Raw genomic sequence first — 17,006 nt, 5'->3', positions numbered from 1 at the left:
TGGCGGCTTTCGGTACCTGTCCGGATACGAGATGTGCGAGGAGAGCCTTCCCGATGACCGCCGTGCGCCTGCCTGCCGGGCCCCGACGCCGCCACGAGAACACCCCCGACACCGCCCCGCTGTTCGCCCGCCTCTCCGGCCTTCCCGCGGGGCCGCGGCGGGAGGCACTGGTCGACGAGCTGGTACGCGCCTGGCTCCCCCTGGCACACCGGCTGGCCCGCCGGTTCCGCGACCGCGGGGAGACCCTGGAGGACCTCCGGCAGGTGGCTGCGCTCGGGCTGGTGAGGGCCGTCGAGCGGTTCGACCCGGCACGGGGAAGCACGTTCGAGCAGTACGCCGTGCCGACGATCGTCGGCGAGATCAAGCGCCACTTCCGCGACCACACCTGGGACGTCCACGTGCCCCGTCGGGTGCAGGAGTTGCGCAGGCGGGTCCGCACGGCCCTGGGAGAGCTCGCCGTCTCCGTCGACGACCGTGTGCCGGATGTCGCCCGGATCGCCCGGCAGGCCGGTATCAGTGAGGACGAGGTGGTCACCGGGCTGGGGGCCATGGGCAGCTTCCGTGTCCTGTCCCTGGAAGCCGCGGTGGGAAGCCCGGGACAGGACGAGCACTACACCCTCGCGGACACCCTGGGAGAGCCCGAGCACCGGTACGACGTCGTACTCGCCCGTGTGGCGGTGCAACCCCACCTCGCCGGGCTGCCCGAGCGCGAGAGGCGCGTCCTGGCGATGCGCTTCTTCCACGGCATGACGCAGGCCCGCATCGGCGCGGAACTCGGGCTCTCGCAGATGCAGGTCTCACGTCTGCTGTCCCGCAGCTGCGCCCGGATCCGTGCCGCTGTCGAGTCCCCCGCGGCCGACGTGCCGGCCGCCGCCTGACCTCCCGCCCCGTCGGTCGAACACCGAAGCGAAAGGACGATCCCGTGCTCATGGCACACCCGGCGGTTCTCGCCGATCTGCTCGAGCAGTACGAGACCCTGGTCTCCCTCGGTGCCGCGGAGGGCGGCCCCGAGGCTCGCAGACGCCTGCACGACGTTGCCCGCTCCCTCTGCGTGGCCACCGGCACCGCCGACGTCCGCGCGGCCGCGGTGGCCGCCCGGTACGGACTGCCCGGAGCCCGCACGGAGGACGACTCCGTCCTTGCCGGGCGGCGGTCACCGGCCGCTGCCGCACCCGAACCCGCACGCCCCTGAGCAACGAGGAACACCCGCATGACCGAGAAGAACACCGAGACCGGCGCCTCCGGCCCACGGCGGGCGGCCGCCCTGGGCCACCGTGCCCGGACCGTCCAGTGGGTGCATCGGGCCGTCGGCGCCGACGGCCACGAACGACACACCGTGCTGATGGTGGTCAAGAGCGCACTGGCCGCAGTGGTGGCCTGGTGGATCGCCCATCGACTGATGGCCGCGGGGTCACCGTCCTTCGCCCCCTTCTCCGCCGTGTTGATCATGCAGGTCACGGTGTACCAGTCGATGATCCAGACGCTGCGCTACATCGGGGCCGTCTCCGCCGGCGTGGCGGTGCAGGGCGTGCTGGGCTACCTGGTCGGGCCCGATCTGTTGACCTTCGCGCTGGTGGCCGTGATCGCCCTGGTCATCGGCCGATGGCGCGCTCTCGGCTCCCAGGGCTCGCAGGTCGCCACCGCGGCGTTCTTCGCGTTCTCGACCTACATCGCCGCCACCAGCTCCGGCGAGCGCTGGAGCCGGCTGGGGGAGATCGTGCTCCTCGTGCTCGTGGGGTGCGGCGTGGGCGTGCTGGTGAACACCCTCGTGGCGCCGCCGCTGCGCCACCGCAGTGCGGAGAGCGGCGTGCACACCCTCGCCCACTCGTTGTGCAACCTGGTCGGGGACATGTATCCGGCGTTGCGCGAGGGGCAGCTGCAGGAGGAGCGGACCACCCAGTGGCGCCGGCGCGCCTCCCAGCTCAGGCCCATCGCCGAACAGGCCCAGTCCGCCGTGAGTACTGCGTGGGAGAGCACCTACTACAACCCGCGGAAGCTGCTGAACCGCCACCGCGAGATCCGGTTCGACGGCTACCACGCCGTCGTGGACGCTCTCGAACGTGTGGCGTACCAGGTGGGGTCGATGACCCGGAGTTTCGACCAGGCCCGCGAGGACGACACCGACGTCTCGGCCCAGCGCGTGTTCCTGCGCCACTACGGCGACCTGCTGGCGGCACTGGCGCACATCGCCGATCTCTTCGCCCAGGTCGACGAGCGCCGCATCGAGGAGCAGTCGCGGGAGTTGTGCTCTGCGGCCGAGGACGCCCAGCGGGAGAAACGGGAGCTGACCCGCTCCGCCGAGGAGGCGGACCTGCCGCTGTCCGACCCCTCGCGTCCGTACGGCATCCTGCTTGCCGAGGCCGTCCGGCTGACGGACGAACTGCAGTACAGCTGCGATGTGCTGCAGGACGCCGTGCGGACACGGCCGGCCCGCACGACGTCGGCGGCATGACCGCCTGAACGGTCCTGCTGCCGGGAGCGCCGCCCGGGAGCAGGACCGGCCGCCGGTCACCGCGGGTGACAGGCGTGCGGAGCAACGGTACGGTGAAGGAAATCCTGCTCTGAAGTGGAGAAACGGCGCAGTGGACGGGAATGCCTCGGTGGAGCACGCCCTGCGCGGCGCCGCCCCGCACCAGTTGGTGGATGTCGTCACGGCGGCGTTGAAGGAGCAGTACGGCGCGTCCAGCGTGGAGCTGTACATCGCCGACTACGCGATGCGATCCCTCCAGCCCGTCGGGGCGCCGCAGGGCGAGGCGACGTCACTGGCCCTCCACGACAGTCCCGAGGGCCGGGCCTTCGGGGCGCAGGAACCGCACGTCGTTCCCTGCCCGCCGGGCCGGGTGACCGTGCACCTGCCGGTGACCGTCCGTGGCGACCGTACGGGAGTGCTGTCGGTCGCCGTGCCGGAGGACCGCCTCACCGACGAGGTGCTGGGCGACCTGGACATCCTGTGCACCGCCCTCGGCCACGAGATCCAGGTGGCCGAGCGCGACACCGACCTCTTCCAGATGGCCCGGCGAGCCACGCGGCTCACCCTGGCGGCCGAGATGCAGTGGCAGCTCCTGCCCGGACGGGCCTGCTCCCGGAGTGAGTTCACCCTGGGCGGCCACCTGGAACCGGCATATGCGATCTTCGGCGACAACTTCGACTGGGCGGTGTCCCCCGAGACGCTCACGCTCTCCGTGACCAACGGCATGGGCGACGGCATCGAAGCTGCCCTGCTGACCAGCCTCGCGGTCAACGCCCTGCGCAACGCCCGCCGCGCGGGTCTGGGCATCGCGGACCAGGCGGCATTGGCCGACCAGGCTCTGTACGGGCAGTACGGCGGTTCCCGCTACCTCTCGGTCCTGCTGATGGAACTCCATCTCGGGACCGGGGAGATGGACGTGGTCGAGGCCGGGTCGCCATGGGTGCTGCGCATGCGCGACGGCGCCGTCGAACCCCTCGCGTTCGACGCCCAACTGCCGTTGGGGATGTTCGAGGAGACCCCGTACGTGACGGAGCGCCTCTCCCTGCGGGCCGGGGACCGGCTCCTCATCACCAGCGACGGGGTCGACGGCGCGGTCTCGCCCACGGGCGAGACGTACGGCGAGCAGGCACTGGCCCGCTCACTCGCCGCGTCCCGCATGCTGCCCGCCCCCCAGGTGCCGGGCGCACTCCTCCACGCGCTGACGGGACACCGGGGCAGCGGTCCCCTGGAGGACGATGCCCTCGTGGTCTGCCTCGACTGGCACGGGCGCGTCGACCATGGCGCGCACCCGCAGCCCGCCCCCGTCCGATCCCTCGGGTGACTGCCACGTACCCGACCGGATCGGGCACAGGATGTCGGGCGGAGCGTGCGGCTGCTTCCTAGCGTGGTGAACGCGCAACAGGAAGGAGACGGGGCATGCTCGAGCGCCTCAACCGGGCTCTGGACCACATCGAGTGCCACCTCGACCAGCAGCTCGATGCAGGAGAACTGGCCCGTATCGCGGCCACCTCGGAGTACCACCTGCGCCGGATGTTCTCCACGCTCGCGGGCATGCCGCTGTCGGAGTACGTGCGCCGGCGCCGGCTCACCGTCGCCGGGGCCGAGGTGCTCGCGGGGCGGGAGCCCCTGCTGGCGATCGCGGTGCGCTACGGCTACGGCTCGGGGGAAGCGTTCGCGCGAGCGTTCCGGATCCTGCACGGAGTCGGACCGGGCGAGGCACGGCGTACCGGTGCCGCGCTCGTCACCCAGCCCCGGTTGGCCTTCCACCTCACCGTCGAAGGGAACAGAAGCATGCGGTTTCGCGTCGTCGACAGGCCGGATTTCCGCGTCGTCGGGCTCATGTCCCGGGTGCCGTTGGTGCACGAGGGGCCGAATCGGGCGATCGTCGATTTCGTCCGCGGGATCGACCCGCGGATGCTGAACCATCTGGAGAGCCTGTCGGACCAGGAACCACGGGGCATCGTCGCGGTGTGCGACGATCTGGATCCGAGCCGGGTCGAGGGCACCGAACTCGACTACTACCACGGGGTGATCACGTCGGCGGCCGCTCCCGACGGCACCACGGTGCTCCCTGTTCCGGCCGGCGCCTGGGCCGTCTTCGGCGTCCGCGGCCCCGCGCCGCAGGCCATCCAGGACCTGTGGCGGGACGTGTTCACCCAGTGGTTCCCCTCCACCCCGTACCGCAGCCGACCCGGTCCCGAGATCCTGCGGAGCCGTCCGTCCGCCGACGGGACCGAGATCGACGCCGAACTGTGGCTCCCGGTGGAACAGGAAGAAGGCTGAACCACGTCCCGTGCCCGGAGGGCCTCAGGCGGAGCGGGAATCCGACGACCGGGTGTCCTCCGCGCCGGGGGCCATCAGGACGGCGTCCTGTTCCTGCGCGGCGAAACGCAGGGCCTGCAGGCCTTTCGTGAGGTCCTTCCGGGCCCGTGCAGGCATGCGGTCCAGAACCGTCAGCAGCGCTTCCTCGCGGCGCGCGCGGAGATCGACGAGGTACCGCTTGGCCTTGCGCGTCAGGTGGAGTTCCAGTTCTCTGCGGCTGACAGGGCTCGGCGTGCGCTCCAGCAGGCCCATGGCCTGCAGCCGGTCACACAGTCTGCTCACCGAGGAGGGGGCGGAGTCCAGGAGCTCCCCCAGGCGGCGCAGGTTCATGCCCTCCTCGCGGTCGAGGCTGTACAGGACCCGCAGCTGGGACGGCGAGACCGGCGCGGTGGGCACCGTGTCGCGCCCCCGTTCCCAGAGCACCTCGAGGAGTTCGATGACGTCGGAGGCGGCCTGCGCCGTGTCGTCGGGAGGCAGCTGAGAGTGGGGGTGCGCGCCCATGTCCCTGACCCTCCGAAACGTACGCCCTACGAGCCTGCGCGGGCCCGTTGCCGGTAGGCCGCCGGGCCGTCACCGCACGACTTTATCTCTCGGTCCTCGGTTGCCCCGCATCCGTGTCGCCATACGTGTCGGTAGTGGGGGAGACAGTGCTGCGCGGCTCTCGGGAGATCGGTCGCGATTTCGCAGGTGTAAGGCGATCGCTCCTGGGCAGGCGCACGTCTGTCAGGAGGAAACAGTTTCCTAGAGGGGAGTGTCTGATGAGCGGCGCCATCCGGGAGTGGGCCGAGGCAGATGTCGAGAACCAGCGCCGGACACCGGAGGACGACGGGTTCGCCCTTCCGCACATACCGGAACCGTCCGCCGTCGCGCCGCAGGATGCCCGCGAGCTCTCCCAGATCTTCTTCCGCCGGCTCCAGGTGCTCGAGGAGGGAACCCACGAGTACCAGTACGCGCGGAACACTCTCATCGAGATGAATCTGACCCTCGTCCGCTTCGCGGCCGCGCGCTTCCGGCACCGCAGCGAGCCGGAGGAGGACATCGTGCAGGTCGGCACCATCGGGCTGATCAAGGCCATCGACCGGTACGACACCGAGCGCGGGGTCGAGTTCGCCTCGTTCGCCGTGCCGTACATCGTCGGTGAGATGAAGCGTTTCTTCCGCGACCACACCTGGGCGGTGCACGTGCCGCGGCGGTTGCAGGAGCTGCGGATCCGACTGGCCATGGCGACCGAGGAGCTGACCGGGGAGTTCGGGCGTTCCGTCACCCCCCGTGAGCTCGCGGACCATCTCGGACTCTCCGTGGAGGAGGTGGTCGAGGGGCAGATGGCGGCCAACGGCTACGCCGCCGAATCACTGGACCTCGCCGTCGACGACTCGGACGACCGGAAGGGCCAGAGCCTCGTCGACCGCATCGGGTTCCTCGACCCCTCCTTCGAGGCCGTCGAGGGACTCGAAGCGCTCAAGCCCCTGGTGGAGAACCTGGGAGAGCGGGATCGCCGGATCCTCGAACTCCGCTTCGGCGCGGAGATGACCCAGGCCCAGATCGGGGCCGAGCTCGGCATCTCCCAGATGCACGTCTCCCGGCTGCTCTCCGGCTGCCTCCGGAGGCTGCGCACGGCCATGTCGGAGGACTGACCCTTCTCGGGATCCCGGGGCACGGCAGGTGCCCCGGGATCCCGAGTCCGTGCGCTCGGTCCGGCCCGGTTCACAGGAACCGGCGGATCGGTGCGACGGCTGCTTCCTTGGCCCGCTGCACGACGGCCCGCCGGCGCCAACGCCCGGGCCTGATCCGTTCGCTGTGGCGCAGGTCCTCCGCGAAGTGCTCGTCCAGGACCGAGGTCAGCGACGCGTCCATCACGGCCATCATGACCTCCTCGTCGTGGTCCAGCGAGCGGCGGTTGAAGTTGCTGGAGCCGATCAACGAGGTCTCGCCGTCCACCGTGATCACCTTCGCGTGCAGCATCGTCGGCTGGTACTGCCAGATCTCCACTCCGCAGGCCAGCAGTTCGTCGTAGTGGTACTGCCCCGCCAGTCGGCACACCCGTTTGTCGGTGTGGGGGCCGGGCAGCAGGATCTCCACCGTCACCCCGCGCCGGGCCGCGGCGCACAGCAATTCCACGAAGTCGTCGTCCGGAGAGAAGTAGGCCGTCGTCAGCCTGAAGTTCTCCCGGGCGGATTCGAGCATCACGCGGATGAGGGTCTGCATGTCCTGCCATCCGAAGCCGGCCGATCCGCGGACGACCTGGATCACGGTTTCGCCCGCCGGGTCGGCTTCGACGAACCGGTCGCGTGCGTCGAAGAGGGTGTCGTGCGACTCCGCCCAGTTCTGCGCGAACGCCGCCGCGAGGCCGTCGACCGCCGGTCCCCTGACCTCGACGTGGGTGTCGCGCCATTCTCCGGGGTGGCGTGCGTTGCCGCACCATTCCTCGGCGATGCCGACACCGCCGGTGAACGCGAGACGTTCGTCCACCACGAGCACCTTCCGGTGGCAGCGGTGGTTCTGCTTGAAGGGGGAGAGCCGCGTCGGCTCGCGGAACCAGACCACGTCGACACCCGCACGCCGCATGAGGGCGAGCTGATCCTCCTCGATGGGGCGGCTGCCGAAACCGTCGAGCAGCACCCGCACCCGCACTCCGGACTCGGCACGCTCGGCGAGTGCCTCCGCGAAGCGGCGGGCGACGTCCCCCCGCCAGTAGACGAAGGTCATGAGGTCCACGGTGTGCTCCGCGGCTGCGATCGCGTCCAGCATCGCGGGGAAGATCTCGTCGCCGTTGCGGAGCGGACGCACCGCGTTGCCCTCGGTTGCGGGTATGCCGATGAGGCGTTCCAGGCGGCGCCGTATGCGTTGTTGGTCCTGGGTCAGGGGCGTCGTCGTCACGTCGGTCCTCGGGGTGGTGGCGCGGACGCCGTGGGGAGGCGCCCGGTCGTGGGCTGCTGGGTGGTGTGCCCGGATGCTGCGGCGGGTGTCGTACTTGTGCCCATTGCATCGGGCGGGATGCCTGCCGCACAGAGGGTCTGCGTCACACCCGCGCGGGCGCCGGCGATTGGCCTGTAAGTCCCGGGTGGCGGAGGCGGGCCGCCGTTTACAGTGGGCGGGAGTGATCTCTCCACCGAACCGTTTTCCGGGGGGAAGGACAAGCGACATGAGTGGTCTGAACAAGGGGCTCGGCACGATCCAGGCGCGACTGCGGTGGGACCCGAGCCCGATGGGGGAGCCGGACCACGATCTGGACCTCGTCGCTGCCGTCTTCCGGCGCGACGGCGAACTCGCCCACCTCGTCCACTTCGACAGCCGCTCGCCCGACGGGACCATCATGCTGGACCGGGACAGTCGCACCGGCCAGGGCCTGGGAACCGACGAGGCCATGACACTGGAGCTCGAACGGATGCCCTCCTCCAGCACCCGCGTCGTGGTGGGGGTGGTCGTTCAGCAGACCGACGGCCGCAAGACGTTCGGGCAGGTGCCGAACGCCGCGGTGCAGATCGTCGAGGAGTACGACACGCTGGCCGATCACACTCTGGGCGCACTCGAGGGTGACACGGTCGCCGTGATCGCGGAGTGCGTGCGCCGTGCGGATTCCGGAGTGTGGGAGTTCCACCCGGCGTTGCGCGGTTTCGACGCCGATCCGGAATCCTTCGTCCGGCTGGCGGCACACGACTGACCGCACGGCACCAGGGATACGGCGCGGAAACGCGAACACCCGGCACGCCTCCGTTTGACTGCGGGGGCGTGCCCGCGCGTATATTGGTCTTTTCTGTCGCGGCACAGAAAAAGCCCTCAAAAAGGGCTTGTAGGAATCACGATAACGCGCAGGGAGTGGCATTGTCAAACGGGGTCGAGGAGAACGGAAACCCGGAACTCGCGGCGGAGCAGGAATTCGTCTCCCGGCTCTATCGGCGTGTCGACGCGTTGCGCGGCCGGACGGAGTCCACCGTGCGGCGGACCCTGGCGGAGACCGGTACCGGGCAGCAGGCCCGCCTGGAGCGGGACATCACGGTCCACGAGCAGGGCAACCTGCTGGCCGCGCTCAATGCCGTGGACTCCGGACTGTGCTTCGGGCGCATCGACTTCAGCGCCGGCGGGCACCACCACATCGGCAGGCTCGGCATCCGGGAGGACGACGACGACCGCACCCCGCTGCTGATCGACTGGCGTGCCCCGGTGGCACGGCCCTTCTACCTCGCCACCGGCCACACGCCGATGGGCCTGCGCCGCCGTCGGCACCTGAGCACCGACGGCCGTGACGTGGTCGGACTCCACGACGAGATCCTCGACCTCGACGACACCGAGCGCACGGGGTACGAGTCCCACGACGCCGACGCGGTGCTGCTGGCGGCACTCGATGCCGCCCGCACGGGTCGCATGCACGACATCGTGCAGACCATCCAGGCCGAGCAGGACGAGATCATCCGGGCCCCGCACCGCGGCGTCAGGGTGGTCGAAGGAGGTCCCGGAACCGGCAAGACCGCGGTGGCCCTGCACCGGGCCGCCTACCTGCTGTACGAGTACCGGGAACTCCTGGCCCGCCGCGCGGTTCTCATCGTCGGACCCAACCCCGCGTTCCTGGGCTACATCGGCGAGGTCTTGCCCTCGCTGGGCGAGACCGGGGTCCTGCTCGCCACGGTCGGGGAACTCTTCCCGGGAGTGACGGCGACCGGGACCGACAGCGAGGAGGCCGCGGAGATCAAGGGCCGCGCCGGGATGGCCGATGTCGTCGCCCGTGCCGTGCGCGACCGCCAGGCCCTCCCCGAACCCACCCTGGAGATCGACCACGAGGGCGACGTCCTGGTGGTGGACCGGGAGACCGCCGCTGCCGCCCGTGACAAGGCACGCGCCACCGGCCTCCGCCACAACCCGGCGCGGGAGCACTTCGAGGGGCATCTCCTCAACGCCCTCACCGACCAGCTCGCCGAACGCATCGGCGCGGACCCCTTCGGCGGTCCGAACCTCCTCGACGAGAGCGACGTCTCGCAGCTCCGCAGCGAGTTGGACGCCAACCCCGGGGTGCACGCCGCGATCTCCGCGCTGTGGCCCGAGCTGACGCCGCAGCGCCTCGTGGCGGACCTGCTCGAGGATCCGTCGGGGTACCTGTGCGAGGAGGACGCCCGCGCGGTCCGCCGCCCCGTCCCGCCCGTCCCGGGCACCGCGGAGTGGACACCGGCCGATGTGCCGCTGCTGGACGAGGCAGCGGAACTGCTGGGCGAGGACGACCGCGCCGCGCAGGCCGCGGCGGCGGCCGAGCGGCTGCAGCAGGTCGAGTACGCGCAGGGTGTCCTGGACGTCGCGTACGCCTCCCGCACCTACGAGTTCGAGGACATCGACGAGGAGGAGGCCGAAATCCTCGGGGTGCAGGACATCATCGACGCCGAGGGCATGGCGGAGCGGCACGAGGAGGCCGACCACCGCAGTGCCGCCGAGCGTGCCGCCGCCGACCGCACCTGGGCGTTCGGGCACATCGTCGTCGACGAGGCCCAGGAGGTCTCGCCGATGGCCTGGCGCCTGCTGATGCGGCGCTGCCCGACACGCTCCATGACGCTGGTGGGAGACCCGGCGCAGAGCTCCGGCACCACACGGCGCTGGGAGGAGATCCTCGCGCCGTACGTGGGGGAGCGCTACGAGCACATCCGTCTCGGCCTCAACTACCGCACACCGGCCGAAATCATGGCCTACGCGGCGGAGGCCAGGCGGGTCGAGGATCCGGACTTCGTGCCCCCTCGGTCGGTGCGGTCCACCGGGGCGGAGCCCTGGGAGCGCACGGTGCCGCCCGCCGAGCTGCCGCGCACCGTCGCGGAGGCGGTCGCGCAGCAGGCGCCCGCGGATGAGGGACGTCTCGCCGTGATCGCGCCCCGCGCGCTGCACCCCGGCCTGGCCGCCGTGCTGCCCGAGGCGGCACGGGGCGCCAACCCGGATCTCACCCGTCCGGTGGTGCTGCTGGACGCCCGGCAGGCCAAGGGACTGGAATTCGACACGGTGCTGGTGGTGGAACCCGAACGCTTCCCGGTGAACGACCGCTACGTGGCGCTGACCCGGGCGACACAGCGGTTGGGCGTGGTGCGGTGCGCCCCCGCGGTCACGGACTGAACGCCGGGCGGCCGCCGCCCCGTCCGGGACCCGCCGTCGTGCACGCGGGGGCGGGCAGGAAGGCGCCGGAACGGGGCGTCAGGCCGTCACCGCGGTGCGGTCGGCGAGCTCGGCGAACATTGCGGTGTTGAGACGGAACGCCCTCCGGCACTCGTCCACGATCCGCTGCCGCTCCGGACCGTCGGCCGGCAGGGCATCGAGCCGCTCGCGGTACGCGCGCTTGAACGCGGCGGGGTTCCCGATGCCCTCGAACACGTAGAACCGCACGCCGTCGCCCTTCCGCGGCAGTCGCCACAACCGCTCCGCACGGCCGCGGATCACTTGGCCCCCGGACAGGTCACCGAGGTACCGCGTGTAGTGGTGGGCCACATAGCCGCCGGGCCAGCTCCGCCCGACCTCGGTGATCCGCTCCGCGTAGGCCCGGGTGGCCGGCAGCGGGCGCGCGCCCGTCCGCCAGCCGTCACCGCCGTGCAGGTGATCCAGGTCGCGGCGGAGCGCCGGCCGGCGCAGCAGTGCCGGGTCGAGGAACGCGCCCGCGAGCGGGTCGTCCGCCAGCGCACTCGCCGCCTCCTCCAGCGCCTCGTACACGAACCAGAGCTGCTCGGTGTAGAGCCGGTACGCGGTCACGGGCAGCGCGCCGCCGAGCAGATCGGTCATGAAGCGGGAACTCTCCGCCTCGGAGTGCTGCTGCTGGGAGGCGGTGCGGAGCAGCACGGAGAACGGTGTGCTGCCGATCGATTGCCGGGACACGGCCATACGCGGGCCTCCGTGGGGGAGGGACGGTGGTGTGCCGACACCGTGTCGGCAACCTCACCCTTCCCTTCCCGCGCTCGGGGCAATCACGGCAGGGTGAGGATGTCGGCGCCGTCGTCGGTCACGACCAGGGTGTGCTCGAACTGTGCCGTGCGCCGGCGGTCCTTGGTGACGACCGTCCAGCCGTCCTCCCACATGTCCCACTCGTGCGTACCCAGCGTCAGCATGGGCTCGATGGTGAAGGTCATGCCCGGCTTCATCACGGTGGTGGCGCGCTCGTCGTCGTAGTGCGGGATGATCAGGCCCGAGTGGAACGAGGTGTTGATGCCGTGGCCGGTGAAGTCGCGGACGACTCCGTAGCCGAAGCGGCGGGCGTAGGACTCGATGACCCGGCCGATGATGTTGATCTGCCGGCCCGGCCTGACGGCCTTGATCGCGCGGCGCAGCGCCTCCCGGGTGCGCTCGACGAGCAGCGTCGACTCCTCGTCGACGTCCCCGACGAGGTAGGTGGCGTTGTTGTCCCCGTGGACGCCGCCGATGTAGGCCGTCACGTCCAGGTTCACGATGTCGCCGTCGTGCAGCACCGTGGAGTCGGGGATGCCGTGGCAGATCACCTCGTTGACCGAGGTGCACAGCGATTTGGGGAACTTCCGGTAGCCCAGGGTGGACGGGTAGGCGCCGTGATCGCACATGTAGGTGTGCGCGACCTCGTCCAGCTTGTCCGTGGTCACGCCCGGTGCGATGTGGCGGGCCGCCTCCTCCATGGCGCGGGCCGCGATGCGGCCGGCCGTCCGCATGCGCTCGATCGTCTCGGGGTCCTGCACCTCGGGGCCGGTGTACGGCGTGGGTGAGGGCTTGCCCACGTACTCGGGGCGGGCGATCGAGGACGGAACGGCGCGCTGCGGGGAGAGCGTGCCGGGAACGAGAAGCGACTGGCCAGACATGTGCGCGAGTCTAACCGGGGTGCGTTCCCCGGCACTGGGGCAGCATGGAGTGCATGGCACTGTTCAGGAAGAAGACCGCAGGCAGGCCCGGCGAATGGTTCTACTGCCTCGAGCACCGGAAGGTCGAGGAGGGTCCCCAGTGCCCGGGCAGGGACCGCATGGGGCCCTACGCGAGCCCCGAGGAGGCGGCGGAGGCGATGGAGACGGCGCACGAGCGGAACGCCGAGTGGGAGAACGATCCGCGGTGGTCCGACCCGTCCTCCCGGGGCGCGGCGGACGACGGCTGAACGCCGTGCCGTCCCCTTTCCGTCGCACGCCCGGCGGAAAGGGGACGGGGGTCAGGCCGGTGCCGGATTCTCCTCCGGCGGCGGGGTGGTGCCGGATCGGCGCTTGGCCTGTGCATGGGGGTTCGTGCGTGCGTCGTAGGCCATCAGCGCCGGCAGGGCCACCATCAGTGCGCCCACCGCTGCCACGCAGAGCAGGCCGCCGCCCCACACCGATGTGCGGACGGAGGTGAGGGCGGCCATGCCGCCCGATCGCAGCTGGCCCAGTTGGGGGCCCGCGGAGAACGACAGCAGTTCGATCCCGGCGAGTCGCCCGCGCAGCCCGTCGGGAATGGTCTGGTTCCACAGCGTGCTCCGGAAGATGCCGCTGACCATGTCGCAGGCTCCGGCCAGGGTGAGGAGGAGCAGGACGAGCCAGATGTTGTCGGCCGCCCCCGCGAGCGCCACGGCAACGCCCCACCCGAGGGCCGCGACCGCGACCATGCGCCCGTGCCGGTGCATCCGTCCCGTCCAGCCGCTGGTGGCGCTGACCAGCAGGCCGCCCAGGGGCAGCGCGGCGTACATCATGCCCAGCGCCCACCGGGCGTCCAGCCGGTCGGCGAGGAAGGGGAACAGGGCGAGCGGGAAGGCGAACAGCATGGCCGTCACATCCACCACGTACGTGCCGAGAAGCTCCTTCCGGCTCCAGGCGTACCGTGCGCCCTCCAGGATGCGGCGCAGCGACGGGCGGTCCGCGTCGTGTCCGGCGGGACAGGCGCTCAGCCGCAGCGCCAGCAGGAGCGACAGGGCGAAGCTGGCCGCGTCCAGGGCGTAGGCGGTCGCCACGCCGCTGTAGGCGATGAGCACTCCGGCGAGGGCGGGGCCGGCGACGCCGCCGAACTGCCAGCGGAGCGAGTTGAGCGCGGCGGCGGCCCCGAGCTGCTCGTGCGGGACGATCCGGGGGACGACGGCGTCCAGCGCGGGCCGTTGCAGTCCGACCAGGGAGCTCGTCAGGGCGCCGGCGGCGTACAACGGCCAGACGGCGGGGTGCGGGAGCAGTGCGTTCCCCAGCAGCCCCAGAGCCACCAGCCCGAGGGCTGCCTCCGTCCACACGATCACCGTGCGGCGGTCGACGGCGTCGGCGAGCGCGCCGCCGTAGAGGCCGAAGAGAATGAGGGGCACCAGTTCGGCCGCGCCGAGGGCTCCCACCGCCACGGGGGAGTCGGTGAGTTCCTTGAGCTGGAACGGCAGGGCGACGTAGGACAGGAAGCTTCCGAAGAGCGTGACGGCGCCCGACCACCACAGGGTGCGGAAGTCGCGGGACGATCGCCAGGGACTCAGGTCGGGGAGCAGGGCGCGCGGGTCGAGGGACACGGCAGGTCATGTTCCGCCGGGGCGGTGGCGGCGACAACCGGTTTTCCGCAGGGGGCGCCCCGTCCGCCGGGACGGCCGTTCCGGCTCACCAGCGGGGCGGTGGCGGGGAGGTGAGCTGGTCGGCGAGCCGGGAGAGTCGGTCGCGGAACCGCCGTGTGCGGTGTGCGGTGGGCAGGTGCGGTGTGCCGGAGTGCCCTCCCGGGCCCGGTCCGGCCTCGCCCGCGGCGGCACTCACCAGGTGCTGGAGTGTGTCCAGGTCCAGTTCCCCGGGGTTCGCGGTGAGCGCGTCGTGCGCCATGTCGCGCAGTTCGGAGGGCTCGGCACGGGCCTGCTCCAGCGTCAGCACGGTGGCCCCCTCGCGGCGGGCGTCGTGCACGCGTTCCAGCAGACCTGTGCCGGGTGTGTCCGGCGCGACGACCAGCAGTGTCTCGTTCCGTCCGGCGGCCTCCAGCCGGCGCAGACCGTAGGAGAGGTGTGCCGGAGCCCCGTGCGGCACCCGGTGGCGCACGAGGGTCGGGGAGAGTTCCGTCATGCCCGACCAGGCGGCCTCGTCGTCCAGGTGGGCCGCCAGGTGCCACGGTTCGTGCCGTTCCGTGCCGACCAGCAGCAGCCCACCGCCGCGCGGGGTGACCGAGGCGCGCAGTGATCCCGCGAACCGGCGGGTCGAGGGCAGCCACTCGGTGCCCGAGAGGACGTCACGCAGCAGGGCCACACGAACCGCATCCATGGCACCGCATGGTGCCGCAACCGGCGCGGTTCCGGCGGTGGTTTCCGGGGATGTCGCCCGATGGGGGGAGGGTGCCCGGGAGTGGGGCTACTGATCAGTAGCATCGAGAGGGCGCAGGTCGTAGGATCGCCCGCATGACTTCTCCTGCTGCACCCGCCGCCAAGAAGGACCCCTGGGAACTCCCGGACGTCTCCGGGCGCGTCGTCGGCGTGCTCGGCGGAACCGGCGATCAGGGGCGCGGTCTCGCCCACCGGCTGGCCCGTGCCGGCCAGACGGTGATCATCGGCTCCCGCTCCGCCGAACGCGCCCGGCAGGCCGCCGACGAACTGGGAGCGGGGATCGAGGGCGCCGACAACGCCGCGTGCGCCCGGCGCTCCGACATCGTGATCGTCGCCGTGCCGTGGGACGGTCACGCCGCCACCCTGGAGGCGCTCCGCGAGGACCTGGACGGCAAGCTCGTCGTCGACTGCGTCAACCCGCTCGGCTTCGACAAGAAGGGGGCCTATGCGCTGACGCCGGAGGAGGGGAGCGCGGCCGAGCAGGCCGCCGCCCTGCTGCCCGGGTCCCGGGTCACCGCCGCCTTCCACCACCTCTCGGCGACCCTGCTGTCCGACCCGCGGATCGACGCGATCGAGACGGACGTCATGGTCCTGGGCGAGGTGCGCGCGGACTGCGAGATCGTGCAGGCGCTGGCTTCGCGAATCCCGGGCATGCGCGGTGTGTTCGCCGGCCGGTTGCGCAACGCCCATCAGGTCGAGTCGCTCGTGGCGAACCTGATCTCGGTGAATCGGCGCTACCGGGCCCATGCCGGAGTGCGGCTGACCGACATCTGACCGCCGCACCGTCCCCGGGCAGCGCCCGCGGGGCCCTCCCGCAGGCACGGGGACCTCCGGGAGAGGGCCCCGTGCCCGTGAGGGACAATGGTCCGGTCCGTCCGCCCGCTCGTCCCCGACGGGAGTCACCCGGCCCGATGCCCGCTCCGCGCTCCACCCGTCCCTCCCGGGCGATCGCCCTGACCGCCACTCTGCTCTGCCTGCTCGCCGTCGCGGCCGCGGTCGTCTCCTTCCTCGACGGAAGCTGGTTCGGACTCGTCTGGCTGCTGCTCGCCGGTGTCACCTCGAACATGGCCTGGTACCACTGGCGCCGGCTGCGCGCGCTCTCCGACCGACGACCCCCGGACGACGTCAGCCGCTGAGGCCCCGCCCGGGGCTGCCGAAGGCGCCGTCCCAGAACCGGAAGAGCTCCCAGCCGGTCCAGGACTCCGCGGGCGCGACGTCCAGGGCCGCGAGCCCGGTGTGCACCACCGACCAGAAGACCCCCGAGACCGCGGGAATCCAGAGGCAGGCGAACACGATCAGCAGGCCGAACGGTGCGAACGGCTGCGCCTGCCGCCGCACCGCCTGCGGCAGCCACGGTTCGACGACGCCGTAGCCGTCGAGTCCCGGCACCGGGAGCAGGTTCAGGACCGCCGCCGTCACCTGGAGGAGCGCCAGGAACGCCAGCGCCGCACGGAACGCCAAGGGCGCGCCGTCGATCCCCCCGAGCCACCAGGGGGCCGTCAGGGTCACGGCGAGGAAGGCGTTCGTCAGCGGACCGGCCACCGAGACCAGGCTGTGCCGCCACCGCCCGCGGATGCGCCCGCGTTCGACGAACACCGCCCCGCCCGGCAGGCCGATCCCGCCCATGATCAGGAAGAGGACCGGCAGCACGACGCTGAGCAGGGCGTGCGAGTACCGCCGCGGGTCGAGTGTCAGGTAGCCCTTCGCCTCGACGGAGGTGTCGCCGCTGTGCAGCGCGGAGCGGGCGTGGGCGTACTCGTGCAGGCAGAGCGAGACGACCCATCCCGAGACCACCAGGACGAACACCGCGGGACCCGTGGCCGCTCCCGCGGCTCCCGACCACACCGACCATCCCGATGCGGCGGCCACCGCCAGCAGACCGAGGAAGACGGGACTCGGTCGGCGGTGCGCGCGGGAGCGGGCTGCGGCGGACGTCATGGAGCCCGACGGTACCGCCTCTCCGTGCGGGTGCGGCGTGGCCCGCGCATCCGCGGCCGCGCCGCACCCGGGGCG

Annotated in this window: 18 protein-coding genes; 11 read left to right on the top strand and 7 right to left on the bottom strand. The window is 71.6% G+C overall.

What is annotated here, in order from left to right:
- The first annotated feature begins 53 nt into the window (after nucleotides 1-53).
- The 5 genes from ACL06G_RS10835 to ACL06G_RS10815 all read left to right on the top strand — a co-directional run bounded on the left by ACL06G_RS10835 (nucleotide 54) and on the right by ACL06G_RS10815 (nucleotide 4,753).
- Nucleotides 54-878, top strand: a complete 825-nt coding sequence (locus tag ACL06G_RS10835) for a SigB/SigF/SigG family RNA polymerase sigma factor (RefSeq protein WP_412835786.1) — start codon at nucleotides 54-56, stop codon at nucleotides 876-878.
- Between the two features lie 50 nt (nucleotides 879-928).
- Nucleotides 929-1,192: a DUF5133 domain-containing protein gene (locus ACL06G_RS10830; RefSeq protein WP_412785836.1), complete on the top strand. Its 264-nt coding sequence runs from the start codon at nucleotides 929-931 to the stop codon at nucleotides 1,190-1,192.
- Between the two features lie 18 nt (nucleotides 1,193-1,210).
- Nucleotides 1,211-2,452, top strand: coding sequence for an FUSC family protein (locus tag ACL06G_RS10825; protein WP_412785698.1), 1,242 nt, complete (start codon nucleotides 1,211-1,213; stop codon nucleotides 2,450-2,452).
- 130 nt (nucleotides 2,453-2,582) lie between these two features.
- Nucleotides 2,583-3,791, top strand: a complete 1,209-nt coding sequence (locus ACL06G_RS10820) for a PP2C family protein-serine/threonine phosphatase (protein WP_412835785.1) — start codon at nucleotides 2,583-2,585, stop codon at nucleotides 3,789-3,791.
- Nucleotides 3,792-3,886: 95 nt separating this feature from the next.
- Nucleotides 3,887-4,753 (top strand): AraC family transcriptional regulator, encoded by an 867-nt coding sequence (locus tag ACL06G_RS10815; protein WP_412785700.1) that lies wholly within the window; start codon nucleotides 3,887-3,889, stop codon nucleotides 4,751-4,753.
- A gap of 24 nt (nucleotides 4,754-4,777) precedes the next feature.
- Here the strand turns inward: ACL06G_RS10815 and ACL06G_RS10810 are convergent, their stop codons facing one another.
- Entirely contained in the window at nucleotides 4,778-5,293 is a 516-nt protein-coding gene (locus ACL06G_RS10810) for a MarR family winged helix-turn-helix transcriptional regulator (RefSeq protein ID WP_412785701.1), read from the bottom strand.
- A gap of 257 nt (nucleotides 5,294-5,550) precedes the next feature.
- Here ACL06G_RS10810 and ACL06G_RS10805 point away from each other — a divergent pair, with 257 nt between their 5' ends.
- Nucleotides 5,551-6,426: a SigB/SigF/SigG family RNA polymerase sigma factor gene (locus ACL06G_RS10805; protein ID WP_412785702.1), complete on the top strand. Its 876-nt coding sequence runs from the start codon at nucleotides 5,551-5,553 to the stop codon at nucleotides 6,424-6,426.
- Nucleotides 6,427-6,496: 70 nt separating this feature from the next.
- Here ACL06G_RS10805 and ACL06G_RS10800 read toward each other — a convergent pair whose 3' ends face one another.
- The gene (locus ACL06G_RS10800) at nucleotides 6,497-7,669 is read right to left on the bottom strand and encodes a phospholipase D-like domain-containing protein (RefSeq protein ID WP_412785703.1); all 1,173 of its coding nucleotides are present in this window, start codon (nucleotides 7,667-7,669) and stop codon (nucleotides 6,497-6,499) included.
- Between ACL06G_RS10800 and ACL06G_RS10795 the strand changes: the two genes are divergently transcribed.
- The gene (locus ACL06G_RS10795) at nucleotides 7,602-8,453 is read left to right on the top strand and encodes a TerD family protein (RefSeq protein ID WP_412835784.1); all 852 of its coding nucleotides are present in this window, start codon (nucleotides 7,602-7,604) and stop codon (nucleotides 8,451-8,453) included. The two genes, ACL06G_RS10800 and ACL06G_RS10795, sit on opposite strands and share 68 nt — an antisense overlap.
- 155 nt (nucleotides 8,454-8,608) lie before the next feature.
- Nucleotides 8,609-10,873 carry a HelD family protein gene (locus ACL06G_RS10790; protein ID WP_412835783.1) on the top strand — a complete coding sequence of 755 codons (2,265 nt, stop codon included), beginning with the start codon at nucleotides 8,609-8,611 and terminating at the stop codon, nucleotides 10,871-10,873.
- A gap of 78 nt (nucleotides 10,874-10,951) precedes the next feature.
- On the opposite strand, the gene ACL06G_RS10785 is transcribed toward ACL06G_RS10790, so the two are convergent.
- Nucleotides 10,952-11,629, bottom strand: a complete 678-nt coding sequence (locus ACL06G_RS10785; RefSeq protein ID WP_412785705.1) for a biliverdin-producing heme oxygenase — start codon at nucleotides 11,627-11,629, stop codon at nucleotides 10,952-10,954.
- Nucleotides 11,630-11,712: 83 nt separating this feature from the next.
- Nucleotides 11,713-12,570, bottom strand: coding sequence for a type I methionyl aminopeptidase (map, locus tag ACL06G_RS10780; RefSeq protein ID WP_412785706.1), 858 nt, complete (start codon nucleotides 12,568-12,570; stop codon nucleotides 11,713-11,715).
- 53 nt (nucleotides 12,571-12,623) lie between these two features.
- On the opposite strand from map, the gene ACL06G_RS10775 reads away from it, so the two are divergent.
- Entirely contained in the window at nucleotides 12,624-12,857 is a 234-nt protein-coding gene (locus ACL06G_RS10775; RefSeq protein WP_412835782.1) for a hypothetical protein, read from the top strand.
- 51 nt (nucleotides 12,858-12,908) lie between these two features.
- Here the strand turns inward: ACL06G_RS10775 and ACL06G_RS10770 are convergent, their stop codons facing one another.
- Both ACL06G_RS10770 and ACL06G_RS10765 read right to left on the bottom strand, forming a co-directional pair.
- Complete coding sequence (locus tag ACL06G_RS10770; protein WP_412785708.1) at nucleotides 12,909-14,207, bottom strand: MFS transporter; 1,299 nt, start codon at nucleotides 14,205-14,207, stop codon at nucleotides 12,909-12,911.
- An 85-nt stretch (nucleotides 14,208-14,292) separates the two neighbouring features.
- Complete coding sequence (locus tag ACL06G_RS10765) at nucleotides 14,293-14,934, bottom strand: hypothetical protein (protein WP_412835781.1); 642 nt, start codon at nucleotides 14,932-14,934, stop codon at nucleotides 14,293-14,295.
- A gap of 134 nt (nucleotides 14,935-15,068) precedes the next feature.
- On the opposite strand from ACL06G_RS10765, the gene npdG reads away from it, so the two are divergent.
- Together npdG and ACL06G_RS10755 are read left to right on the top strand one after the other, a co-directional pair.
- Nucleotides 15,069-15,767 (top strand): NADPH-dependent F420 reductase, encoded by a 699-nt coding sequence (gene npdG, locus ACL06G_RS10760; RefSeq protein ID WP_412835780.1) that lies wholly within the window; start codon nucleotides 15,069-15,071, stop codon nucleotides 15,765-15,767.
- A 137-nt stretch (nucleotides 15,768-15,904) separates the two neighbouring features.
- Nucleotides 15,905-16,129, top strand: a complete 225-nt coding sequence (locus tag ACL06G_RS10755; protein WP_412785711.1) for a hypothetical protein — start codon at nucleotides 15,905-15,907, stop codon at nucleotides 16,127-16,129.
- Here the strand turns inward: ACL06G_RS10755 and ACL06G_RS10750 are convergent.
- Entirely contained in the window at nucleotides 16,119-16,931 is an 813-nt protein-coding gene (locus ACL06G_RS10750; RefSeq protein ID WP_412835779.1) for a site-2 protease family protein, read from the bottom strand. The two genes, ACL06G_RS10755 and ACL06G_RS10750, sit on opposite strands and share 11 nt — an antisense overlap.
- Nucleotides 16,932-17,006 lie beyond the last annotated feature (75 nt).

Source organism: Streptomyces callyspongiae, from assembly GCF_047200695.1.
Classification (GTDB): Bacteria; Actinomycetota; Actinomycetes; order Streptomycetales; family Streptomycetaceae; genus Streptomyces.
This window is presented reverse-complemented; position numbering and strand designations above follow the sequence as displayed.

What these genes read in the sequence shown, in the direction of transcription:
- ACL06G_RS10765 (WP_412835781.1), bottom strand. Translation starts at nt 14,934, where the DNA reads ATGGATGCGGTTCGTGTGGCCCTGCTGCGTGACGTCCTCTCGGGCACC.
- ACL06G_RS10785 (WP_412785705.1), bottom strand. Translation starts at nt 11,629, where the DNA reads ATGGCCGTGTCCCGGCAATCGATCGGCAGCACACCGTTCTCCGTGCTG.
- ACL06G_RS10815 (WP_412785700.1), top strand. Translation starts at nt 3,887, where the DNA reads ATGCTCGAGCGCCTCAACCGGGCTCTGGACCACATCGAGTGCCACCTC.
- map (WP_412785706.1), bottom strand. Translation starts at nt 12,570, where the DNA reads ATGTCTGGCCAGTCGCTTCTCGTTCCCGGCACGCTCTCCCCGCAGCGC.
- ACL06G_RS10775 (WP_412835782.1), top strand. Translation starts at nt 12,624, where the DNA reads ATGGCACTGTTCAGGAAGAAGACCGCAGGCAGGCCCGGCGAATGGTTC.
- ACL06G_RS10755 (WP_412785711.1), top strand. Translation starts at nt 15,905, where the DNA reads ATGCCCGCTCCGCGCTCCACCCGTCCCTCCCGGGCGATCGCCCTGACC.
- ACL06G_RS10835 (WP_412835786.1), top strand. Translation starts at nt 54, where the DNA reads ATGACCGCCGTGCGCCTGCCTGCCGGGCCCCGACGCCGCCACGAGAAC.
- npdG (WP_412835780.1), top strand. Translation starts at nt 15,069, where the DNA reads ATGACTTCTCCTGCTGCACCCGCCGCCAAGAAGGACCCCTGGGAACTC.
- ACL06G_RS10805 (WP_412785702.1), top strand. Translation starts at nt 5,551, where the DNA reads ATGAGCGGCGCCATCCGGGAGTGGGCCGAGGCAGATGTCGAGAACCAG.
- ACL06G_RS10825 (WP_412785698.1), top strand. Translation starts at nt 1,211, where the DNA reads ATGACCGAGAAGAACACCGAGACCGGCGCCTCCGGCCCACGGCGGGCG.
- ACL06G_RS10750 (WP_412835779.1), bottom strand. Translation starts at nt 16,931, where the DNA reads ATGACGTCCGCCGCAGCCCGCTCCCGCGCGCACCGCCGACCGAGTCCC.
- ACL06G_RS10810 (WP_412785701.1), bottom strand. Translation starts at nt 5,293, where the DNA reads ATGGGCGCGCACCCCCACTCTCAGCTGCCTCCCGACGACACGGCGCAG.
- ACL06G_RS10795 (WP_412835784.1), top strand. Translation starts at nt 7,602, where the DNA reads ATGCCGATGAGGCGTTCCAGGCGGCGCCGTATGCGTTGTTGGTCCTGG.
- ACL06G_RS10830 (WP_412785836.1), top strand. Translation starts at nt 929, where the DNA reads ATGGCACACCCGGCGGTTCTCGCCGATCTGCTCGAGCAGTACGAGACC.